Annotated in this window: 16 protein-coding genes; all 16 read left to right on the top strand. The window is 37.6% G+C overall.

The features are described 5' to 3' along the window. The first annotated feature begins 253 nt into the window (after positions 1-253). The 16 genes from HMPREF9333_RS06425 (at position 254) to HMPREF9333_RS06350 (ending at position 21,017) form a co-directional block, all read left to right on the top strand. Positions 254-1,969, top strand: a complete 1,716-nt coding sequence (locus HMPREF9333_RS06425) for an ABC transporter ATP-binding protein (RefSeq protein WP_040882455.1) — start codon at positions 254-256, stop codon at positions 1,967-1,969. Beyond that, positions 1,970-3,718 (top strand): ABC transporter ATP-binding protein, encoded by a 1,749-nt coding sequence (locus HMPREF9333_RS06420; protein ID WP_005540716.1) that lies wholly within the window; start codon positions 1,970-1,972, stop codon positions 3,716-3,718. 131 nt (positions 3,719-3,849) lie between these two features. Further along, the gene (locus HMPREF9333_RS06415) at positions 3,850-4,821 is read left to right on the top strand and encodes a helix-turn-helix domain-containing protein (RefSeq protein ID WP_005540714.1); all 972 of its coding nucleotides are present in this window, start codon (positions 3,850-3,852) and stop codon (positions 4,819-4,821) included. Between the two features lie 137 nt (positions 4,822-4,958). Beyond that, a complete protein-coding gene (locus HMPREF9333_RS06410) occupies positions 4,959-6,371 on the top strand; it encodes an extracellular solute-binding protein (RefSeq protein WP_005540712.1) in 1,413 nt (470 codons plus the stop codon). Positions 6,372-6,390: 19 nt separating this feature from the next. Beyond that, on the top strand, positions 6,391-8,004 hold the full coding sequence (locus HMPREF9333_RS06405) for a helix-turn-helix transcriptional regulator (protein ID WP_005540703.1): 1,614 nt from the start codon (positions 6,391-6,393) through the stop codon (positions 8,002-8,004). 216 nt (positions 8,005-8,220) lie between these two features. Next, entirely contained in the window at positions 8,221-8,910 is a 690-nt protein-coding gene (locus HMPREF9333_RS06400) for an AIM24 family protein (RefSeq protein ID WP_005540702.1), read from the top strand. A gap of 147 nt (positions 8,911-9,057) precedes the next feature. Further along, positions 9,058-10,287, top strand: coding sequence for a HEAT repeat domain-containing protein (locus tag HMPREF9333_RS12565; protein ID WP_005540701.1), 1,230 nt, complete (start codon positions 9,058-9,060; stop codon positions 10,285-10,287). A 32-nt stretch (positions 10,288-10,319) separates the two neighbouring features. Beyond that, positions 10,320-11,591, top strand: coding sequence for a YARHG domain-containing protein (locus HMPREF9333_RS12240; protein WP_050798117.1), 1,272 nt, complete (start codon positions 10,320-10,322; stop codon positions 11,589-11,591). Positions 11,592-11,632: 41 nt separating this feature from the next. Next, on the top strand, positions 11,633-12,790 hold the full coding sequence (locus HMPREF9333_RS06385) for a hypothetical protein (RefSeq protein WP_005540699.1): 1,158 nt from the start codon (positions 11,633-11,635) through the stop codon (positions 12,788-12,790). A 281-nt stretch (positions 12,791-13,071) separates the two neighbouring features. After that, positions 13,072-14,445 (top strand): SPFH domain-containing protein, encoded by a 1,374-nt coding sequence (locus HMPREF9333_RS06380; RefSeq protein ID WP_005540695.1) that lies wholly within the window; start codon positions 13,072-13,074, stop codon positions 14,443-14,445. Between the two features lie 372 nt (positions 14,446-14,817). Further along, positions 14,818-15,180: a hypothetical protein gene (locus HMPREF9333_RS06375; protein ID WP_005540692.1), complete on the top strand. Its 363-nt coding sequence runs from the start codon at positions 14,818-14,820 to the stop codon at positions 15,178-15,180. A 392-nt stretch (positions 15,181-15,572) separates the two neighbouring features. Next, positions 15,573-16,787, top strand: coding sequence for an RNA-splicing ligase RtcB (locus HMPREF9333_RS06370; RefSeq protein ID WP_005540690.1), 1,215 nt, complete (start codon positions 15,573-15,575; stop codon positions 16,785-16,787). A gap of 236 nt (positions 16,788-17,023) precedes the next feature. Continuing rightward, positions 17,024-18,097: a DUF5722 domain-containing protein gene (locus HMPREF9333_RS06365; RefSeq protein ID WP_005540688.1), complete on the top strand. Its 1,074-nt coding sequence runs from the start codon at positions 17,024-17,026 to the stop codon at positions 18,095-18,097. 428 nt (positions 18,098-18,525) lie between these two features. Next, complete coding sequence (locus HMPREF9333_RS06360; protein WP_005540686.1) at positions 18,526-19,356, top strand: GIY-YIG nuclease family protein; 831 nt, start codon at positions 18,526-18,528, stop codon at positions 19,354-19,356. 342 nt (positions 19,357-19,698) lie between these two features. Beyond that, positions 19,699-20,289: an MptD family putative ECF transporter S component gene (locus HMPREF9333_RS06355; protein WP_005540684.1), complete on the top strand. Its 591-nt coding sequence runs from the start codon at positions 19,699-19,701 to the stop codon at positions 20,287-20,289. Then, positions 20,286-21,017: an energy-coupling factor transporter transmembrane component T gene (locus HMPREF9333_RS06350; RefSeq protein ID WP_005540682.1), complete on the top strand. Its 732-nt coding sequence runs from the start codon at positions 20,286-20,288 to the stop codon at positions 21,015-21,017. The genes HMPREF9333_RS06355 and HMPREF9333_RS06350 overlap by 4 nt, the downstream gene beginning before the upstream one ends. Positions 21,018-21,040 lie beyond the last annotated feature (23 nt).

Genomic DNA, 21,040 nt, shown 5'->3' with positions numbered 1-21,040 from the left:
GATGATATTATTACTGTGAATATAAAATACCGGTTAAATAACTTTTGATATATTTGACCTGTTTGGAGCAAAAAAAAGTCTATCGGGTTATAAGAGAAAAGTTAGTATTGCTGTAAAATAGCCGTAAAAGATATGCATTTATTATATTTGGAATATTATCAGTTTTTTTATTTTTGACAATAAATGTTAGGATTATATAATATCAATATATATAATGCTTATTAAAGTAATATATGCTTAGGAGGCAAAAATGATGAATATATTAAAAAAGCATTCAGGGCAAATCTTAACATCGGTATTTGTCGCAGTACTTGGTGTATTTTGCGGAGTTGTCCCTTATTTTGCTATGGCAAAGATTGTCGAATATATAGCAGAGGGAAACAAAAATTTTGCAATATATAAAACCCCGGTTTTAATAATTTTATGCGGGCTTTTGGGAAGTGTTATTTTTCATGAAATTTCAACATTAACTTCTCATAATCTTGCATTTCGTATTATTGAAGATGAGAGGAAAAAGCTTGCCAGAAAAATAAGCCGTTTGTCAATGGGAGAGGTTGAAAAACGAAGCAGCGGTGAATGGACGCAATTTATGGTGGAAACTCTTGATAAAATGGAACGACCGATCGCTCATGTAATTCCTGAGGTAATAGCCAATCTTATAATTCCGGTTGTATTGGTTATAATTATTTTTATACTTGACTGGAGAATTGGTCTGGCAAATCTTGCAACCATTCCCATAGGTATGCTGTTTTCTTTTTTAATGATGGCAGGATATGAGGAAAAATCACGTAATTACCAACGTGCGGCAAAGAATATGAATACAACGGCAGTTGAATATATAAGAGGGATTCAGGTTATAAAGGCGTTTAACAAATCTGCATCCTCTTATGGAAAATTTGTAGATGCTGTAAATAAAAATAAAGACGGTATGCTGAACTGGTATCTGAGTGTCTGCTTTTACATGACTGCAGCTATGGAAACTTTTCCGTCAACACTGTTATTTGTTCTTCCGGTGTCATTATTTTTATATATGAAAGGAGGTATTTCTGTAGGGGATTTAATAATGTGCGTGCTTTTGTCCTATGCTTCGTATAAACCTCTTATTAAAGTAATGAGTCATATGGATACAATGGCAAATGTAAGAGTTGTAATTGATGAAATCAGAAGTGTTATGGATTTACCTGAACTTGAGAGGGGAAAGGATATTCAGAAAATATCTTCTTATGATATAAATTTTGAGAATGTAGGTTTCGGCTATAACAGCGAAAAGAGGGTGTTTGATAATCTGTCATTTAATGCTGCCGAAAAACAGCTTACAGCTATTGTGGGATATTCAGGCGGGGGAAAATCCACTATTGCAAAACTGATTGCAGGATATTGGAATGTCGATCAAGGTAAAATCTGTATAGGAGGCGTAAATGTCAAAGATATTTCTATTGAACAGAATATGGATCTTGTAACCTATGTTTCACAGGAAAATTACCTTTTTAGAAAGAGTATTTTAGAAAATATGAGATTTGCAAAACCGGATGCAAGTATTGAAGAAATCGAGGAGGCATGCAAAAAGGCAAGCTGCCATGACTTTATTATGAGTTTGCCTGACGGATATAATACCGTTATAGGGGAAGCCGGAAGCAGCCTTTCAGGCGGAGAAAGGCAGAGAGTTACAATTGCGAGGGCACTGCTTAAAGACAGTCCTATAGTTCTTTTGGATGAGGCGACTGCATATTCCGATCCTGATAATGAAGCTGAGATACAGAAATCAATTGATGCACTTGTTCAAAATAAAACAGTAATAATGATTGCCCATAGGCTTTCTACAATCATTAATGCAAATAAAATTATCGTTCTGGCTGATGGAAGGATAGAAGCTGAAGGGACACATTCCGAACTTCTTAATACAAGCAAAACCTACGCAAAAATGTGGGCTTCACATATAAGCGTTTATAAAATGGCGGAGGCAAAGTAGATGATAGAGCTGATTAAGAAATTATATATTATAGCAGGTAAAGAATCTTCAAGAATCAGTAAAATGCTGTTTTTTGAAGTTCTTAAAAGTGTTTTTGAAGGTACCGGAGTTGGTGCGGTAATGTTTTTGCTGCTTAGGGTATTTCAAAATATATTTGATCACAGAGCAGTTGTTATGCAGGATATTTATGTTTTATCCGGAGTAGCATTATTAGGCGTTTCAGGGAAGATTCTATGTGCATATATGGCAGATCGCAATAAATTTATTGCTTCATACAACATGGGAGCGCAGAACCGCCTGTATATAGGGGATAAATTAAAAAGGACAAATATGGGGTATTTCGGAAGCAACCGTCTCGGAAATATTTCAGGCGGCTTAACGACAGTGATCGGTGAGCTTGAAACGGTAGGCATAAATATTATTGAAACACTTTTTGTCGGTGTTATACAGACTGTAATTATGGCTCTTTTTATTTTTCCTTTTGATGCCGTTACAGGTATTATTATATTGATTACATTATTAGCCGGCATGCTTAGTAATGTTATTTTTCAAAAAAAAGCGGACGAGATGACTAGAAAACTGCAATCATTAAAAATCAATTTAAACGCAACAACTTTGGAATATGTAAAAGGAATTAGCGTCATTAAGTCTTTTGGAAAAGGTAAGGAAATGATAGCTGAACTTGACGGTGATATTTTGAAAAATCGAAAAGGTTTTATAAACGTTGAAAAAACTGTTGCTCCTGCGGCTCTTATCTTTCTTGCCATCTTTAAGCTTGGTGTATGTGCTATTATCTTTTCGGCGGTTATGCGATTGTGCTTAGGAACAATTATGCCGTATAAGGCAGTGATGCTTATTGTCTCAAGTTTTATGGTTTTCAGCGGTTTTGAGATGGCAGGCAGTATGCAGCATGTAAGAGGCGTTGCCGTTCAGAACTTAGATGCAATAACAAAGCTGCGCAAGCTTCCTACAATCCCGGAGGGAGATATAACATCACTTGAGACTGCAAGGGCAGATGTAAAAAATGTTAAATTCTCTTATGAGAAACAGCCCCTGTTTGACGGGATAAGCGTTGTTATACCGGAAGGAAAAACAACGGCAATAGTAGGAGGTTCAGGTAGCGGAAAAACGACTCTCTGCAATTTAATATCAAGATTTTGGGATGTAGATGGCGGAGAGATTTTAATTGATAACAAAAATATAAAGGAATTCAAGTATGACAGCCTTTTATCTGAATTTACCTTTGTTTTCCAGGATGTATATCTGTTTGATGACACCGTGAAAAATAATATTAAATTCGGCAATCCGGATGCCGGGGATAATGAAGTGATTGAGGTTGCAAAACAGGCTCAGTGCCATGATTTTATTATGAAGCTGCCTCAGGGATATGACACTGTTTTGCAGGAGGGAGGCTCTGATTTATCAGGAGGTGAGCGCCAGAGAATTTCAATTGCAAGAGCCATGTTAAAACCCAGCAAGATAGTAATACTTGATGAAGCGACATCAAGCGTTGATCCTGAAAACGAGGAGCAGCTTATGCTTGCACTGAATAATCTGTTAAAGGGAAAAACTGTACTTGTAATAGCACATAAACTTGAAACAATTCAGGGAGCGGATCAGATTATTGTAATGGACAGGGGTAAAATAGAGAATGTAGGCACACATAAGGAGCTGCTGAAAAAATCCGATATTTACAAGAAATTTATTTCTCAAAGAGAAAAAGCGATTAAATGGGCAATTGAGAAGTAAAATCTTATTTAAAATAATATATGGCAAAAAACGGGAAATGTATTTTGTATGAAATGTAAATCAAGTAAAATTAAGCTGTGAAACAGCAGTAAGATATAAAACTTAAGTAAAAAACGGGGAAGATATTTTGTATGAAATCAGATAAAAATAATGTTATAGATACCGTTTATAAAGACTATGTTTTTTCGGAGAAGAAAAGTATAGACGGTGTTAAAATTTATCGCTTCAGCAATGAAACCGGAACTGGAGAGATGCAGTGTTATAACCTTCTTGAAGGGATTCAGCTGTCTTATAATAACTTAAATATGGAAACATCTTATCAAAGAATAAAACCTAAACAGGGAGTGCTACAGATAGATCATTGCCTTGAAGGCTGTTATGAGGTTAAGCTTGAAAATAATAAACGTGCTTTTATGGGAAAAGGTGATTTAAGTATTACAGAAGTTGGAAAGCTGCCTTTTGAGAGCTCTTGTATACCTACGAAAAAATATGTCGGGTTGTCTCTTTTTATAGATATTGATATAGCACAGGGAACTATTATGAAGTATTTTCCTTACAGTAATATAAATTTGTTTGATATACGGGATAGATTATGCAAAAACGGAACGGCTTTAGTTATTCGTTCCCGTTATGAAATTAATCATATAATCAGTGAATTATATAAAGTGGATGAGAGGATAAGGCTGCCTTATTCGATAATTAAAACTATGGAATTGCTGTTGTTCCTTAGTCTGGTGGAAAGTAAAGATACACATAATCTGTCCTCGTTTTCAGAACCTGTATATAGAGCAACTCAGGAATGTTACAAGGCTCTTGTTGAGAATCCTTTTGAGAGATATTCTATTTTTGAGCTTGCAAGAAAATATGCAATTTCGGAGTCAAGCCTGAAAAGATGTTTTTCTTATATTACAGGTACTTCCATAGGGAATTTTATTAAAAATACCTGTATTGAGGCGGCATCTGAGCTTTTGATTCATAAACCCGATATGTCTGTAGGTGAGATAGCCGATTTAGCAGGATATTTAAATCAAGGCAAGTTTTCCTGTGCATTTAAGAAGTATTTTGGAGAGACACCGCAGCAATATAGAAATAAATATATTTGATTACCTATGCGTTTTTACATAGATGACATATAAAAATTTAACCTTAGAGCTTAGATACATATTTGACCTACTGTACCTTTTCTTGTTATAATACTGATATAGTCTTTTAGGAGTAAGTATAAACAGGGAGGGGAAGTATGAGTTTACGGGTTAGGTTTTTACTTGCTACAGTTCTATTGGCAGCGATATTGTCGGGCTGCAGCATTTTTTCAAAGAAAAAGGAGCCGGTGGTTCTTACAATGTGGCATGTATATGGAGGACAGACGGATTCACCGCTGAACAGAACCATAGACAGATTTAATGAAACACTTGGCAGACAGGAAGGAATTAGAATACAGGTTACAAGCGTATCAAACACGAACACAATTCATCAGGCTGTGCTTGCTGCAGCTAAGAAAGAACCGGGGGCGGCTGAACTTCCGGATATGTTTGTTTCCTATCCGAAGACGGTGTTATCTTTACCTGATCGGAGTATATTGGTGGATTATGGAGAGTATTTTAGTGAAGAGGAGCTCCGGGGCTATATACCTGAGTTTATAGATGAAGGCAGGATAGATGGTAAGCTGCTGGTATTTCCGGCAGCAAAGTCTACAGAAATTCTTTTTATAAATAAAACTCTTTTTGATCGTTTTGCAGTACAAACAGGGGTGGATGAAAAGGAACTTGCCACATGGGAAGGACTGTTTTGTGTAGCAAAGTTGTATACAAAATGGACTGATGAACAGACACCGGACATTCCTAATGACGGAAAGAGCTTTTTTGTTCATGATTACCACTTCAATTATTTTCAAGTGGGCTGTGAATCACTTGGCGAATCTTTCTTTACAGATTTGGATGAGGGAGAGCGTATTGCTTTTGGTCCTAAGTTTAGGCAAATATGGGAACCTTATGCGGATGCGGCGATTTCCGGAGGAGTATGGCTTAGAGATGGATATGCCACAGAGCCGCTGCGTACCGGGGGAGCTATTGTAAGTGTAGCTTCTTCGGCAAGTGTTTTATATTATGAGGACATTGTAACTTATGAAAATAATGTTTCGGAGCCTATTGAAGTTAGAGCGTATCCGGTGCCGGTTTTTGAGGGAGGAGAAAAGCTGGTAATGCAGCGAGGGGCAGGTTTTTGTACTGTGAAGTCCGTGCCTGAGAAAGAAAAAGCGGCGGCAGTTTTTTTAAAATGGCTTACTGAACCTGAGAATAATATAGAATTTGTAACAAATGCCGGTTATATGCCGGTTACGAAAGCGGCATTTGAACAGCTTCCTGAGGCTGCCGGAAAACTTGACAATCCGAAATACAGAAGTCTTTATGAGGCGCTGGAGAAGACACAGGCGGATTACCGTTTTTATGTTGCACCGCAGTTTAATAATTATCTGGATCTTGAGATGCTCTTTGAAAAAAGTACTAGACTTGAGCTTTTAAGAATGAAGCAGGAGTATCAGGAAGAGGCAGGACAGGGCAATTACGCTGCATCAGGTAGTGATGATAAGGCTGAGGCGGAGAAAAAAAGCTGCGTAGAAAAGGCTTATTTGAACTTAAAGCAGGTAATGGAGTAGTTGGAGGCGTAAGGGAAGAATGGAACGCAAAAATAATGAGGAGAGACTGCCCTTTCGTAAACTTCTGAAAGAGATGAGCACACAGAGCAGATCAATGCGAAGCAGGCTGATGATGTATATGTGTTCTCTGGTATTGGCAGGAAGCGGTGTACTTCTTTTGATGCTTATAGCAACAGGAGTCTTTTCAGCCGGCGGTATAGGCATAGAGCAGAGCCTGAAAGTTCAGCTTCAAAGCCGGAAAAGCGATATGAAGGCAAAACTTGATGTCTTTGCCGGTAACGGCATTGATCTTTCAAAGAAAATATCATCAGCTTTAGAACAGAGTATTCTTACCTATCCATATGATATACATGATCTTGAAGATGATAAGGAAAAGCTGGAAGAAATGCAGCTTAATATATATCCTCTGCTTGAAAGCGAGCTTAAGGTTACACGTGCAAGCGGTGTTTTTGCAGTATTTGATGCAACGGTGAATTCAAATGCACCGGGGGCGGAAAATTCACGCAGCGGACTGTATTTAAGACTGGCAAATGTAAGCAGCAGTTCCGCTCCTGAGAATGACATATTTCTTTTCAGAGGGAATCCGAATGTTGCAATGCAGAAACAAATTCAGATCCATAATCGCTGGAATATGGAATTTAACACTGAGCGCCTGGACTGGTACCGTACACAGCTTTTTAATGGAAAAACAAAAGAGAAATCAGAGGATTATCTTTGGATTGAAAGGCATTCTCTTGACGGAACATGGGAAAACAGTATATTTTTAAGTGTGCCTGTAGTCGGAAACTCAGATTCATGTTATGGGTTGTGCGGTCTTGAGTTTAGCAGCCTTTTATTTCGTTTGTGTTACCCTGTAGTTGAGAGCAAATATGGAGATATGGTAACGGTTTTTGCTCCTTTAGATAAAGAACACTTACTTGTTCAGTACGGTCTTATAGGAGAACAGGGAAATGTTTATATAAATGATAGCGAAGAGCTTAGTATTGAGACAGAAAAAGGTTTTAATATTTATAAAAACGGTAAAAAGCGTTATATTGGAATACATCAGCCGATACGGGGGGCAAAGGACAGTTGTGGCAGGCAGTGGGTAATTGCGGTACTTTTTTCATATGACAGCTATAATGCATATGCGGGTAATGAGAAGCTGCTGCTTATTACGATCCTGTCTATATTTATCTTAATTATGCTTTTAAATTCATATGTTATATCACGCCGTTTTGTAATGCCTATTGAGCAGAGCATAGAAAATCTTAAGGCGGACAATTTTCATGAGCGGCAGATAAAATCCGGTATTACAGAGATTGACTTACTTGCGGAGTTTCTTAAAAATAAGGAAGAAAGGTACAGACAGGACGGAAGGAGCGCACCTGTACTTCCTCCGGATATAGAGGAGCTTTTTAATCGCTTTATTGAACGTTCTAAAACACTTACTGCATCCGAACGTAATATTTTAAACTATTACATTGAGGGGCATGAGATTGCGGATGTGCCTGCTCTGGCTTGTATAAGTATAAATACGGTGCGAAAGCATAATCGAAGCATTTATGAGAAATTAGGGGTTAATTCCAAAGACGAGTTACAGCTTTATTTAGATTTGTTAAGGCGCTGTGAAAGAATAGATGAATTGTCATAGCTTATTAAAAAAATATATACAAATAGAAAAAAATCAAAAACATATCAGTTGATTCTATGACTGATATGTTTTTTTATATACTGAAATATGTATTATTCAATGGATAATATTTGAGGATTTTTCTAAAAAGTATTCAATGGATAATTTTTTTTTACGCAAAAAAATGATATGAATAATAAGCGGAGAAGCACTTAAAAAGAAAGGGGAGAAATTATTATGCGTTATCAGATTGAAGGCGGAAATTTACCGGCAGCTGTGATTCAGCTGGATCCGGGAGAAAAGATTGTAAGCGAACTTGGAGGACGTACATGGGCAAAAGGACCTATACTTACGGAAACTAAGGCGCCGGGTGGAGTAGGAAAAAGTTTGGGGCGAATGTTTTCAGGAGAATCGCTGTTTATGAGTTTTTATACAGCTCAGGGACCGGCAGAGATAGGTTTTGCGTCTTCATTTGCCGGAAGTATTGTTGTCAGGGAGTTGGCACAGGGAGAAAGTCTTATATGTCAGAAATCGGCTTTTTTGTGTGCAAGCGCTGAAGTGGAATTGTCGATTTACTTCCAGAAAAAACTTGGAGCCGGCTTTTTTGGAGGTGAGGGATTTATAATGCAGAAAGTAACAGGTCCGGGTATTGTATTTCTTGAGCTGGACGGATATGTAAAAGAATATAATCTTATGCCGGGAGAAGAAATTGTATGTGATACCGGTCTGGTTGCACTGATGGATGCAAGCTGTACTATGGATATTCGTGTAGTTAAAGGGCTTAAAAATAAGCTTTTTGGAGGAGAAGGTTTGATAGACACGGTGGTAATCGGTCCCGGAAGGGCGTATATTCAGACAATGTCTCTTCCAAGATTAGGAGGGCTTTTATCGCCGTTTATACTTTTAGATAAAGTAAACAAAAAATAAAGAGTAATAAATAGTGGAAAAACAGAAAAATAAAAAATTTAAAAAATAATTTATTTATAAAGAGAGGAGAAAGGACAGTTTTAAAGAATGTATAAAATATAAGTATTATATTAAAAATATTGGATTTACGGCTATCCTAAAAAAATTATGAAAAAAAGAAATTTATACCGTCCGGCAATTATGCTGGCAGCATGTATACTTTTAGCAGGAATGACCTCATGCAGTAAGAAGGAGGATACTCCGACAGTGCAGGCAGAATCATCAAAAGATAAAAGCAGTGCGGATAAAACATTAAATGAGGCAAAAAAAGAGAGTGAAGAAGAGCTTGATTATGCAAATATGAGTGCGGAGGATCTGGTAAAGGATTTCATTGACAAGAAAGAGTTAAGCGATGAGGATTGGTTATGGTTGGTATCTACATATAGGTATGTACCGATAAATGATAAGTTGGAACTTGAGGGCAATATCACATCAAAGGCTTTTAGTATTTTAGATGAAAAAAATATATCCTACGGCAGCAGTAAAGAAGGCATTAAAAAACTTGTGAAAAGCGAGTATCCTCAGCTTAGAGGTAAGGGATATGAATTTATGGGTACACTTTTTGGTCTTTCTTATGAAGAGCTGAGCCTGGCTAAGGAAGGTATAAAGACGGAGAAAGACCCCTTTGTACTTAAATATCTTATAGCAGCCGTGGGAAATAACGGTACCGATCCTGAAGTCGGAGCATTTCTTCTTGATATGGCAAAACATGAAAATGCAGGAGTCAGGGCGGCAGCTGCAACATGGATAGGAACCTCATCAAATAAGGGTATGGAAGGCGCAGTGGAAACATTAATTGAACTTATGAAAGATAAAGATCTTGAAGTGGCAGGAAGTGCATGCGGCAGCTGCGGGGCTTTGCATGATGATAGTTTTGTAGAACCCATTAAAGAGATTTTAAATGATGATACTAAATATGAGTTACATGAAGATTGTATTTACTCTTTGGCAGAGATGTGGCTGGATTATCCGGTGCATCAGTATACCAGCGAGCCGGCTTATCGTGCCACATTAGAATACTTTAAAAAAACACCTAGAACCGACGATGTCCCGTATTGGGGAACAATTACAGATATCAGTCATATTGCCGAATCAAATTTTGAAGCATGGAAAAATAAGGCAAGTTATTATAATGCTGAAGAGATAGTTGCCGTTATGAAGGAAATACTTCAGGATCCGAAAGTAAACTGGATAGGACGTTCAGGAGCCATAGATGTGATTTTGGCACATGGAGGAAAAGAAGCATTTGAATCACTGGAACCTATAATTAACGGGCTTAGCGATGAAGATGCCCGTTTTGTTCAGGAAAGTTACCAGAGAAAAAAGCTTGACAATTAAAATGCTTTTTTTAAGAAAGGACTGTTATTAAGATGACGTGTATAAGATTTGGAGAATATCGCAGATCTCTGGTTTTAGTGAGTCTGCTGTGTATAATATGCTGCTTTTCAGGATGCAATGTAAGATCGTATACACAGACTCAGCAGAGTAAAGATGCAGATGAAACTCACAAAGCTAAAAAGCGTTTAAATGATAAAGAGGAGTCTGATAAAGATGGGGAAGACAATAAAGCTCAAAAGGGTCATAGTTTGTTAAAAAAAGAAAAAAGCGGAAAATCACCTTCAGAAACAGCAGATAAGGATGCTTCAGCTGAGGGAGATGGTGCCGGAAAATATAATGCGGATTTAAAACGGTTTGTGAAAGACTTTAAAATGGATTATAAGGCATATAATTCTCATGAGGAATATCAGGGATACGCACAGCCGGATAAGGATTATTTAAAACTGATTTACACAGGAAATATTGCCAACATACTAATTATGGATAATGATTATGTTTTTCCGGATAGTTCTGCCGCAGTTTTAGGGGATAATGAAATTCAGAGTAAGGAAAGCTTTCAGATTCGTCGTGGAATAAATGAGATATATGCAAGACATGGCAGAATATTTACTAATGAAGGGCAAAAACACTATTTTGAAAGTAGAAGTTGGTATAATCCAAGCATACCTGCTCAGCAGTTTAATGAGAATGTTTTTAATTCTTATGAGAAAGAAAACATAAGGAAACTTCAAAAAGAACTTGATCAAAGAGGTGAGTGGAAAGATGCTGCTGATATTGAAGGTAAAGCGATTGCGTTTTTAAGAGAAGCGGGGATAAATGGCTTCCTGTGGGAACGATTCGGTTCAGTGGATGATAACCGTTTCAATATCAATATGATTGTGTATCAGATGGACGATAAAAGTATTTCATATAATCAGATTCGGCAGGAGCTTGAAAAAAGGAATATTGAGATAGATACGGATATCTCTTATATAAGCAGAACAAATCTCGATAAACTTGCCCGCCGTGCAACAGGTTACGGACTGGCTGATAAGGTATGGGGTGCAGATGAGGCTTACAATAAAGGCAGTTATATCGATACATTAGATGCATATTATTTAATTCATGGAGATACAAATTATATTGTATTTGCAGGAGAGATGATAGATGTGGATAGAGATAGTGTCTGTATCCTCTGCAATGATTTTTACAGTTATAATCCGAAACCTTATGTCGTTACTTTGAAACGAATGGATGATGGTGATTTTCGCTTTATAAGTATTCAGAATCTTTATGAAGATGTGGGAGATTCTCCCGGCTACTAAAATTAATTTTGAATAATAATAAAAAAGCAGGAAGGTAAAATATGGTGGGAGAAAATTATACCGGGCAGCATGAGACGACTGATGCTTTGCGTACGGAAACAGAGCGGGCAACCGATAAAAAATGCCCGAAGTGTGCAGGAGTAATGGCTTTTATGCCGGGAAGTCAGATACTTCTTTGTCCATATTGCGGGCATAAGGAAGAAATTGCCGCAGTAAGTCAGAGTTTTACAGCACAGGAACTGGATTTTAACCTTGCTGAGGATGATGCTCCGACAGATTGGGGTACTGAAACAAAGACTGTGCACTGCCAGTCATGCGGTGCAGATACTATATATGACACAAATCAGATTTCGGGTGAATGTCCCTATTGCGGTTCAAATCAGGTTATGCCTGTTGCCCAGCAAAATACAATGTCTCCCGGAGGGATTGTGCCTTTTAAGTTGGATGCCGGACGGGCGGCACAGCTTTTTAAGAGCTGGATTGAAAAAAAGTTTTTTTGTCCTAAACTTGCGAAAGAGAGTGCCAAGCCAAAAGCATTTAAAGGACTTTATGTTCCGTTTTGGACTTTTGACACAAACACACATAGCAACTATAGCGGAGAGTACGGTCTTGACCGTAAAACAGAGGATAAGGATGGGAATACCCGGATTGAGACCGACTGGTTTAATACTCGTGGCGCTTATCACCATAAAATAGACGATATGCTTATATGTGCTTCACAGAAACAGGACGGAGGTATGATTGCAGGGCTGGAACCTTTTCAGACTTTGGAAGCTCAGGAATACAGACCTGAGTACATGGCAGGCTTTATGGCGGAGAGATATACCGTTAAAATGAAAAATGCATGGGAAAAGGCAAAACAGAAAATAGCCTCCTTGATTCATGGAGAGGTGGACACAAAGATAAGAGATGAGAATAAGGCGGATCATACGAGAAATATTCAGATACAAACGGAATATGCAGATATAACTTATAAATATCTGCTTCTTCCGGTATGGATATCCTCTTTCCGTTACGGTGATAAGATATATAACTTTATGGTAAACGGACAGACCGGCAAGGTTAGCGGAAACATCCCTATATCATGGATAAAAGTTTTGTTAGTTACCGTTGCCGTCATTGCCGTTATTGCACTTATTTTCTGGTTGACACGCCACAATGCAGGAGCGGCTGATTTAGGAATTTCGGTTTTAATATAGGAGAAATAGATTGAAAATGTGAAAAATACTTTTTATCACTATTTGTGCCGAAGATTGGCGGCAGAATATAGATTAATATAAAGAAAATAATTATCAGGGAATACAGCTGAAACGGTTTTGTAAAAAATCATCAGTTATGGTATGGCTATTCAGCCGGGAAGCTTTGCTTCGGAATTAAGCTATGGGGGAAGCGTATTCGAAGCAGGCTAAGGGGAAATTGCAGGGGAAAACTATAAGGAATGAACCAAATATATTTAAATTTTTGAAACGGAGGAAGAAGCATGGGACTGTTACAGGTTGGAGTCGGAGCATTAAGTTCGGTTCTGGCGGATCAGTGGCGTGAATATTTTTACTGCCCGTCCATGGATGTAAATGTGCTTGTAAAGAAGGGTGAAAATAGAAAGTCAAATAGAAGTTTTAATACAAAAGGAAGCAGCAATATTATCTCAAATGGCTCTATTATAGCTGTTAATGAAGGGCAGTGTATGATTATAGTAGAGCAGGGAGCTATTGTAGAAGTCTGTGCACAGGCGGGAGAATTTGTCTTTGACAAATCAACCGAGCCCAGCATCTTTTATGGAGGATTGGGTGAAGGCGTAAAAAAGAGCTTTGATACCTTTATGAAAAGGGTTACGATGGGAGGAGATACCGGAAAGGATCAACGTGTTTACTTTTTTAACACCAAGGATATTATAGGAAATAAATACGGTACAGCCAATCCGGTGCCGTTTCGTGCGGTGGATGAGAAGATAGGTCTGGATATGGAGATCAGTCTTCGCTGTCATGGAGAGTATTCCTATAAAATGGTTGATCCGATAGCATTTTATAAGAATGTATGCGCTAATGTTGAAGATGAATATACCAGAGATCAGATTGACTCTCAGTTAAAATCTGAGATACTGACCGCACTGCAACCTGCATTCGGAAGGATAGCTGATATGGGTATACGCTATTATCAGATCACTACACATACAAAGGAGCTTACAGAGGCGGTAAATGCTGAAATTTCCGCTGACTGGGCAGAACACTACGGACTTGCGATTGCAAAATTTAATGTAAGTTCCGTAACGGCACCTGAGGAACAGGCGGAAATGATCCGTGAACTGCAAAGAAATGCAGTATTTCGTGATCCTGGTATGGGAGCGGCACATATGGTCGGTTCTACCGCATCGGCTATGCAGTCGGCAGCAAAAAATACTTCTACGGGACCTATGATGGCATTTGCAGGTATGAATATGGCAAATGCGGCAGGCGGTGTGGGAGGAGTACAGGGACTCTACGGAATGGCACAGCAGCAACAGATGCAACAGCAAATGCAGCCACAACAGATGCAACAGCAGCAGCCGGCGACAGCGGTACCTGGTTCAGGTGAAACTTCCGGTTGGAGTTGTAGCTGCGGAGTAAGCGGGAATAAGGGTAAGTTTTGCATGGAATGTGGCAAACCGAAGCCTGAGGATAGGGTAAGCTGGACATGCAGTTGCGGGACAGGCGGAAATAAGGGCAAGTTTTGTATGGAATGCGGAAAACCGAAGCCGGCAGGCATCCCGCAGTATAAGTGTGATAAGTGCGGTTGGGAACCTAAGGATCCGACACATCCGCCTAAGTTTTGTCCGGAGTGTGGAGACCCGTTTGATGATGGAGATGTTGTAGGATAGGATTTAAATAGATTTATATGTGTACTTTGTTGAATTAACTGTATTTATATAATACTTTATAAGTGGACATGGGAAATACATAGTGATGGTGAATGGTATTATAAGAATCTTGAAAGCTCAAGACCGCTAGGTTCGATGTATGCTAATGAAAAAACTCCTGATGGATATACGGTAAATAAAGACGGACAATATATTATGAATTGTACCTTACTTCCGGATGAATATAGTACATCAATCAATTCAGACTGCATTATGCAAGGAGCTACCGGGTAATGGCAGATGACATAATATTTTAAACTTCTTAAAATGTATATGTACAATCTATAAAAGAAAGCTTCAAAAAAACGGCACTGTAAATAGGAGGGCGGTTCATTGAATAATAAAAAATTGTTGAATTGTTTGGTTGACTGTTCAACGGATACAGAGATTTCATTTGTTGCCTGTTGTGAGGAATGTAAAAAAATAAAGTTAAACTTTACAAAAAAATTTTCAAAAGCAGGTGCCTGCCCTGAATCGGAGAAAAAGATAGCATTTTATCGCATTCTTTATCAAAGAGAACGAGAGCGGTTGAAAGAAAAAATGTTAAAGGCTTTAGAGGAACATTTCAATATTTGTCCGATCTGCCAGCGTATAGTGTGTGATGATTGCTTTCTAATATGTGATGATATTGACATGTGTAAGAGTTGCGCAGAAATGCTTGAAGAAGAGGGTAATAATATTACAGAATCTTTATAAAAAATAGTGAGAAACGCAATGAGGGTATTTCAGAAGTATAAAATGTATCAGAAATAGATGCATTAAATACTTCTGAGATGCCCTTATTTTTGACTAACGACATTGGTATTTGATTTAAGGCATTTGTATAAGAAAAAATATAGATTTTATTAATACAGTTACGACATAAAGGCAGGTATATGGTGTGCCGGTGGAATCTGCCAAGTTCGCAGTCTTTTTTTCGTGTGTAATATATAAAACTATGTTATAGTAAATTTGTCCGATATTAGGCGATACATATATTCATGCTATTATGGTAATAAATGTATCTTTTAAACGATATATATTTTTTATACTTTTGACACTTGTATCATAATATAAATACACGAAAACCAATAAACAGGAGGAAAAATATGGAAGGCTTTGAAATAAAAGGAAAATTCAATACTGCCGTCTGTTATGCAAGTGTAATTGAAGATGAGGCTATAGGGCAGATAAGACGTATGTGTGATTACCCTATGAGCCAAAATTCACAGATACGTATTATGCCTGACGTGCATGTAGGCAGAGGTTGTACCATAGGTACTACAATGACAATTACCGACAGGGTGGTTCCAAATATAGTGGGAGTTGATATAGGATGCGGTATGTATACTGTCAATTTGGGAAAGATAGAAATTGATTTTGAAGAATTTGATAAAGCGGTAAGTATAGTTCCTTCAGGCAAGGCTGTCTGGGAGGGGCGGGATGAAAGATTTGATCTTCAGGAGCTTGTATGTTACAGGCAGCTTAAACAGACAAAAAGAATTGAACGCTCAATAGGAACATTGGGCGGGGGCAATCATTTTATAGAAGTAGATCAGGCTTCTGACGGTACAAAATATCTTGTAATACATTCAGGCAGTCGTAATCTTGGAAAACAGGTTGCTGAAATTTACCAACAGCTTGCGGTAGATCTTGACAAAGGTATAGGAGAATATCTTGATGCAAGAGAAGAAATTATAAGAACTTATAAAGAGCAGGGACGCAGGGATGAGATACAGAAGGCATTGGAGAAGCTAAAATGGGATAAAGAAAATACGGATCCTGTTATGCCTAAGGACCTGTGCTATCTTACAGGCAAATATCTTGAAAGGTATCTGCATGATGTAAAGATATGTCAGGCATTTGCACGCAGAAACAGAGAGAAGATGGCAGAGGTTATATTAAAAAAAGCCCGGATAACTCCTTTGGAAAGCTTTCATACTATACATAATTATATAGATACTGATGAAATGATATTAAGGAAAGGTGCGATAGCCGCTCATGCAGGTGAAAAGGTTCTGATACCTATAAATATGAGGGATGGCAGTATACTTGCTGTAGGAAAGGGTAATCCTGACTGGAACTACTCAGCTCCGCACGGTGCCGGAAGACTTATGTCAAGAAGTGCTGCAAAAGAGAAGCTAAGTCTTGAAGAATATAAAAGCAGTATGGAAGGGGTATATACGAGTTCAATAAATGAAAAAACGCTTGATGAGGCTCCTATGGCATATAAATCCATTGATGATATTATAGGTATGGTAAGTATGTCTGTTGATATATTAGATATAATGAAGCCGGTCTATAATTTTAAGGCATCAGAATAAATGTCTGCCATATAAATGTCTGCTATATTTACGGCTATGGGTAAGAAGGTCATTTTTAAATGGATTTTACGATTTTGATCTAAGCATTTTATACTGCTAACTGTCGAACTCCCGTATACAGGAATTACTTGTTCCTTATGTGTATATTTAATATTAATAAAAAGGTAAGTTGTAATATAAATGTAAAAGTATTACAATAAATATGTAACTTATTAATTATTACATAAGGAGGATACATGATTATTAAAGATAGAGCAAAAAAGATGTTTTCAGCAGCTCTCGGTATATATATGGCTTTTGCAGCTATATCTCCGGTATATGCCTTTTATCAGACCCCTTCAAATAAAAAGGGTCTTGCTGTAAGCGGTATTGCAGTTGATGAATGTCGTGATCTTGGAGTAACGCAAATAATATGGAACAATCCTATAAATCATTTTTATGAGAATTTATATCAGGCAAATAAAGATGCGGGAATTACAAATACCGTTATCATGCTTAATCCGTGGCAGACTGAAAATCCGGCGCTGCTTCCGGTATCAAAGCCGGCAGGAGGTGCGGTATTTTATGGATTCAATGTTTCAGGAGATGAGGCTAAGACTGCGTTAAAGGCGGTTGCACAAAGATTTGCACATCAGTACAAGGATCTGGTTTCAAACTGGATTATAGGGAATGAGATAAATAACGGCAGAACATGGAATTATCTCCCGACCACCGATATAAATGCGTATACACAGCAATACTGTGAAGGATTTAGGATATGGTATGATGCTATAAAGGCAGAAAATCCGGATGCAAGAGTATTTATACCTTTTGATCACAGATGGAAGTGGTATTCTGATCAGGGTGCAGGTATATACCAGGCTAAAGATATGATGCCTATAATAAACAGTTACTTAAAGGATACCGATTACGGCATTGCATGGCATGCCTATCCTCAGGGGCTTGTAGATCCTGATTTTAGAGATGATCCTGACGTGAAAGACACGCCGGATTCACCTATTATAAACATGAAGAATCTGCATGTGCTTACAGATTTCTTTAAACAGGAGGAATATCTTTCGCCTGAAAAAAAGGTAAGACATATAATACTTTCTGAACAGGGATTTAATGCAACAAGTGAAGCACTTCAGGCTGAGGTTATAAGTGAGGCTTACAAGCGAGCAAAGGAAAATCCTTATATAGAGGGATTTTATCTGAGCAGGCAAAATGATGTCGGTGAAATGTTTCAGGGAAAAGCTATGAAATTCGGCTTAAAGGATGCATCAGGTCGTAAAAGAGCGTCTTATGATGTATATAAGAATTTAGATTAGGCACTTTATATTGTAATTATGACTGTATGCTGTAAATGCCTAATTTTATCGACCGCAATCATACCGGTTTTAAACGGTGGGATTGCGGTCGATTTTTAATGTACTGGGCTAACGCTGTTCCACAAAATTGGTTTGATTTTATTCACAGTTAAGAATATAATATTGGCAGTTGTTGCTAATATATAATTTGAATAACGAATAGAATATAAATTTATCTAAGGAAATTTCAGAGATGTAGGACATATCTAAGCGTCGGATGCATGTACTTTCCTCCGAAAATAGGGTTGATGGAGTCGTTAGACTTAGATATTTTTAGGCTATTTTTACGAAATGCAAGGGAGTTAGAGGACTCAAGAATTTAAGAGAGAAAAATATATTAAACAGAAAAGCGAGAATAAATAGGATTTCAATGGAGGAGAACTCGGAGAATGTATGGAAAAGCTATTGAACTATTTCTTGTAAATGGATCTGCGGATAGTTTGACTACAGCGGAATTGTCAAACTGGAATGGAAAAGCTATTAAAATTCCAAGAATAGAGATTTCAGGATGTGATCGGGATGATATTAAGGGTGTTGGTGTATACTTCTTGATCTGTCAGGAGGATGATGGAACCGATTCTGTATATATCGGCGAGGCAGAAAATGTGCTTGACAGATTGTCGCAGCACCTTAGAGATTATCAGTCCGGCAAAGAAAACTATTATTGGAATACGGCGGTTGTTTTTGTTGGTAGAGACTTGAATAAAGCTTTAATTCGATATTTAGAAAATCGTTTTGTTGAGATTGCAAAGGAATGCGGTAGATATTCAATCCTGACGAAGAACACATATAAGAATACTGTATTAAAAGAAGCTCAGATTGCCACTATGGAGGAGTTCATTGATAATGTGAAGGTCCTCATTAACACGCTTGGGTATAAGGTGCTTGTACCGGTTCCGAAAGCTACAGATGATACGATTTATCTTTATTGCAAAGGTACAGAGTCAAATGCGAAGGGGTTTGTAAGTACAGGCGGATTTACGGTATTGACAGGCTCTAAAATATCAGCTCACACTGTACGCTCTTTGGAGACAAGGGGAAAGACCTATTATAATTTGAGAAATACTCTAATAAAAGAAAATGTCATAAAGGATGGTGTATTCCAGAGGGATTATGAGTTTAGTGCACCATTAGCGGCTTCAGCCGTAATTCTTGGTCGCACATCTAATGGTAATGTCGATTGGAAGACAGAGAATGGGACGAAATTAAAAGATTTGTAAGGGGTGTTTAGATTGAAGTACACCACAAAGAAGATTTTGTAACTTATATTTACAGAAACTACTTACATAAACTCAAGAACTTATCTTGACAATAAATTCGTCAGTATTATATAATTAACCCATATTTGGTTAGCGTCAGCTAACACCGAAGAAGCTAATGATTAAGCCGTTGTTTAATTATACAGCTCTACATGGATTTGCGAAAAATATTTTCTTATGTTTAATGCATTTCATAGGAATTGTTAAAAAAATGTATGAAGCAGGAAGTCCATTTTTTTAGACAATGGGCAGTTCACATTTAGAGGTTTTTTAAGGTCTTAAAAACAAGGGGGAATATAAATTATGTTAAACAAATCAAGATTCAGTGTAAAAGATTTAGTAAATGCCGGCATGTTTTCGGCATTGATTATAGGAGTATTCTGGTGTTGCGGTATGATAGGATTTATCCCTGTACTTATGCCGTTTGTACCGTTTTTAGGGGCTTTTTGTTCGGCACCTGTATTTATGCTCTACACCTCAAGGATAGATAAGCCGGGTATGATAGGCATACTTGGATGTTTATTTATGCTTGTATTTTCGCTTTCCGGTCATGGGCTTTTTGTTATACCTGTGGTGATAGTGCTTTCAATTATAAGCGAGATTATCCTGTATACAGGCAAGTATAAGAGTATAATACATGCAAGGCTGGCTTATACGGTGTTTATGGCAAGTTCGGCAGGACCGCTTGTTCCGATATATATATCAAGAGAATCTTACAGGCAGTATCTTATTGCAAGTAATTACGGTGCGGATTTCGCCGATAAAATGCTGGCGGTTATGCCTATGTGGTCATTTTTTCCGATAGTGCTTGCAGGTTGTTTGGGTGCTTATTTGGGAACCGGATTGGGAGTAAAATGTTTAAATAAACATTTTAAGAAGGCGGGAATGATTTGAGCGAGCGAGAGTTTGTAAATAAAAATTTTAAACATATTATTAATATTGATTTCAGGACAAAGCTGCTTATGACTATGTTTCTGTCATTGACAGTTCTGTCGGGGAAAGTACAGTATAGATATCCTATATTCTTATTTGCAATATCCGTGGTTCCCTACCTGCTTCTTTTAGATATAAGGGAATATGGCAAATGTATAAAGGGTTTGGTATTAACATCTGCAGCATGGGCTGTATCGGAATTTCTTCCTAAAAATACGGATAGTTTTTTACAGGGAATATTATATATGGCTGCGGCTATTGTTATACGTATGCTTCCCGGAATTATGGCAGGATACTATACATTTATTTCCACAAGTATGTCCGATATGACGGAGTCTTTAAGGAGGATGCACATGCCGGATGCTTTTATAATACCGGTTTCTGTAATGTTCAGGTTTTTTTATTCAATAAGAGAAGATTATAAAAATATAAATGAGGCGATGAAAATGCACGGTCTGACATTTATTAAAAATATTACCGATCCTGCAAGGATACTTGAGTATAAGCTTGTGCCGCTTCTTGTATGTTCGATGAGGACTGCCGATGATGTTGCCGTATGTGCTATGACAAGGGGGATGGTTCCGGGCAGTAAAAGAAGCAGTATTTCAAATGCGAGACTTAAGGTACTTGATTATATAATTATGTTTTTGTTTGCAGGCATATTTATTTATTTTGTTATTTTTAACTGACAAAGTATTGATTTGTAGGCAAA

It is taken from the genome of Johnsonella ignava ATCC 51276 (assembly GCF_000235445.1).
GTDB classification, from domain to species: Bacteria; Bacillota; Clostridia; order Lachnospirales; family Lachnospiraceae; genus Johnsonella; species Johnsonella ignava.
The sequence above is the reverse complement of the archived record's forward strand: the minus strand, read 5'-3'. Positions and strand labels throughout refer to the sequence as shown.

Bases quoted from the DNA above. Each gene is read 5' to 3' on its own strand.
- HMPREF9333_RS12240 (WP_050798117.1), top strand. From the start codon at position 10,320: ATGACGTGTATAAGATTTGGAGAATATCGCAGATCTCTGGTTTTAGTG.
- HMPREF9333_RS06400 (WP_005540702.1), top strand. From the start codon at position 8,221: ATGCGTTATCAGATTGAAGGCGGAAATTTACCGGCAGCTGTGATTCAG.
- HMPREF9333_RS06365 (WP_005540688.1), top strand. From the start codon at position 17,024: ATGATTATTAAAGATAGAGCAAAAAAGATGTTTTCAGCAGCTCTCGGT.
- HMPREF9333_RS06370 (WP_005540690.1), top strand. From the start codon at position 15,573: ATGGAAGGCTTTGAAATAAAAGGAAAATTCAATACTGCCGTCTGTTAT.
- HMPREF9333_RS06415 (WP_005540714.1), top strand. From the start codon at position 3,850: ATGAAATCAGATAAAAATAATGTTATAGATACCGTTTATAAAGACTAT.
- HMPREF9333_RS06360 (WP_005540686.1), top strand. From the start codon at position 18,526: ATGTATGGAAAAGCTATTGAACTATTTCTTGTAAATGGATCTGCGGAT.
- HMPREF9333_RS06425 (WP_040882455.1), top strand. From the start codon at position 254: ATGAATATATTAAAAAAGCATTCAGGGCAAATCTTAACATCGGTATTT.
- HMPREF9333_RS06355 (WP_005540684.1), top strand. From the start codon at position 19,699: ATGTTAAACAAATCAAGATTCAGTGTAAAAGATTTAGTAAATGCCGGC.
- HMPREF9333_RS12565 (WP_005540701.1), top strand. From the start codon at position 9,058: ATGAAAAAAAGAAATTTATACCGTCCGGCAATTATGCTGGCAGCATGT.
- HMPREF9333_RS06380 (WP_005540695.1), top strand. From the start codon at position 13,072: ATGGGACTGTTACAGGTTGGAGTCGGAGCATTAAGTTCGGTTCTGGCG.
- HMPREF9333_RS06420 (WP_005540716.1), top strand. From the start codon at position 1,970: ATGATAGAGCTGATTAAGAAATTATATATTATAGCAGGTAAAGAATCT.
- HMPREF9333_RS06410 (WP_005540712.1), top strand. From the start codon at position 4,959: ATGAGTTTACGGGTTAGGTTTTTACTTGCTACAGTTCTATTGGCAGCG.
- HMPREF9333_RS06405 (WP_005540703.1), top strand. From the start codon at position 6,391: ATGGAACGCAAAAATAATGAGGAGAGACTGCCCTTTCGTAAACTTCTG.
- HMPREF9333_RS06385 (WP_005540699.1), top strand. From the start codon at position 11,633: ATGGTGGGAGAAAATTATACCGGGCAGCATGAGACGACTGATGCTTTG.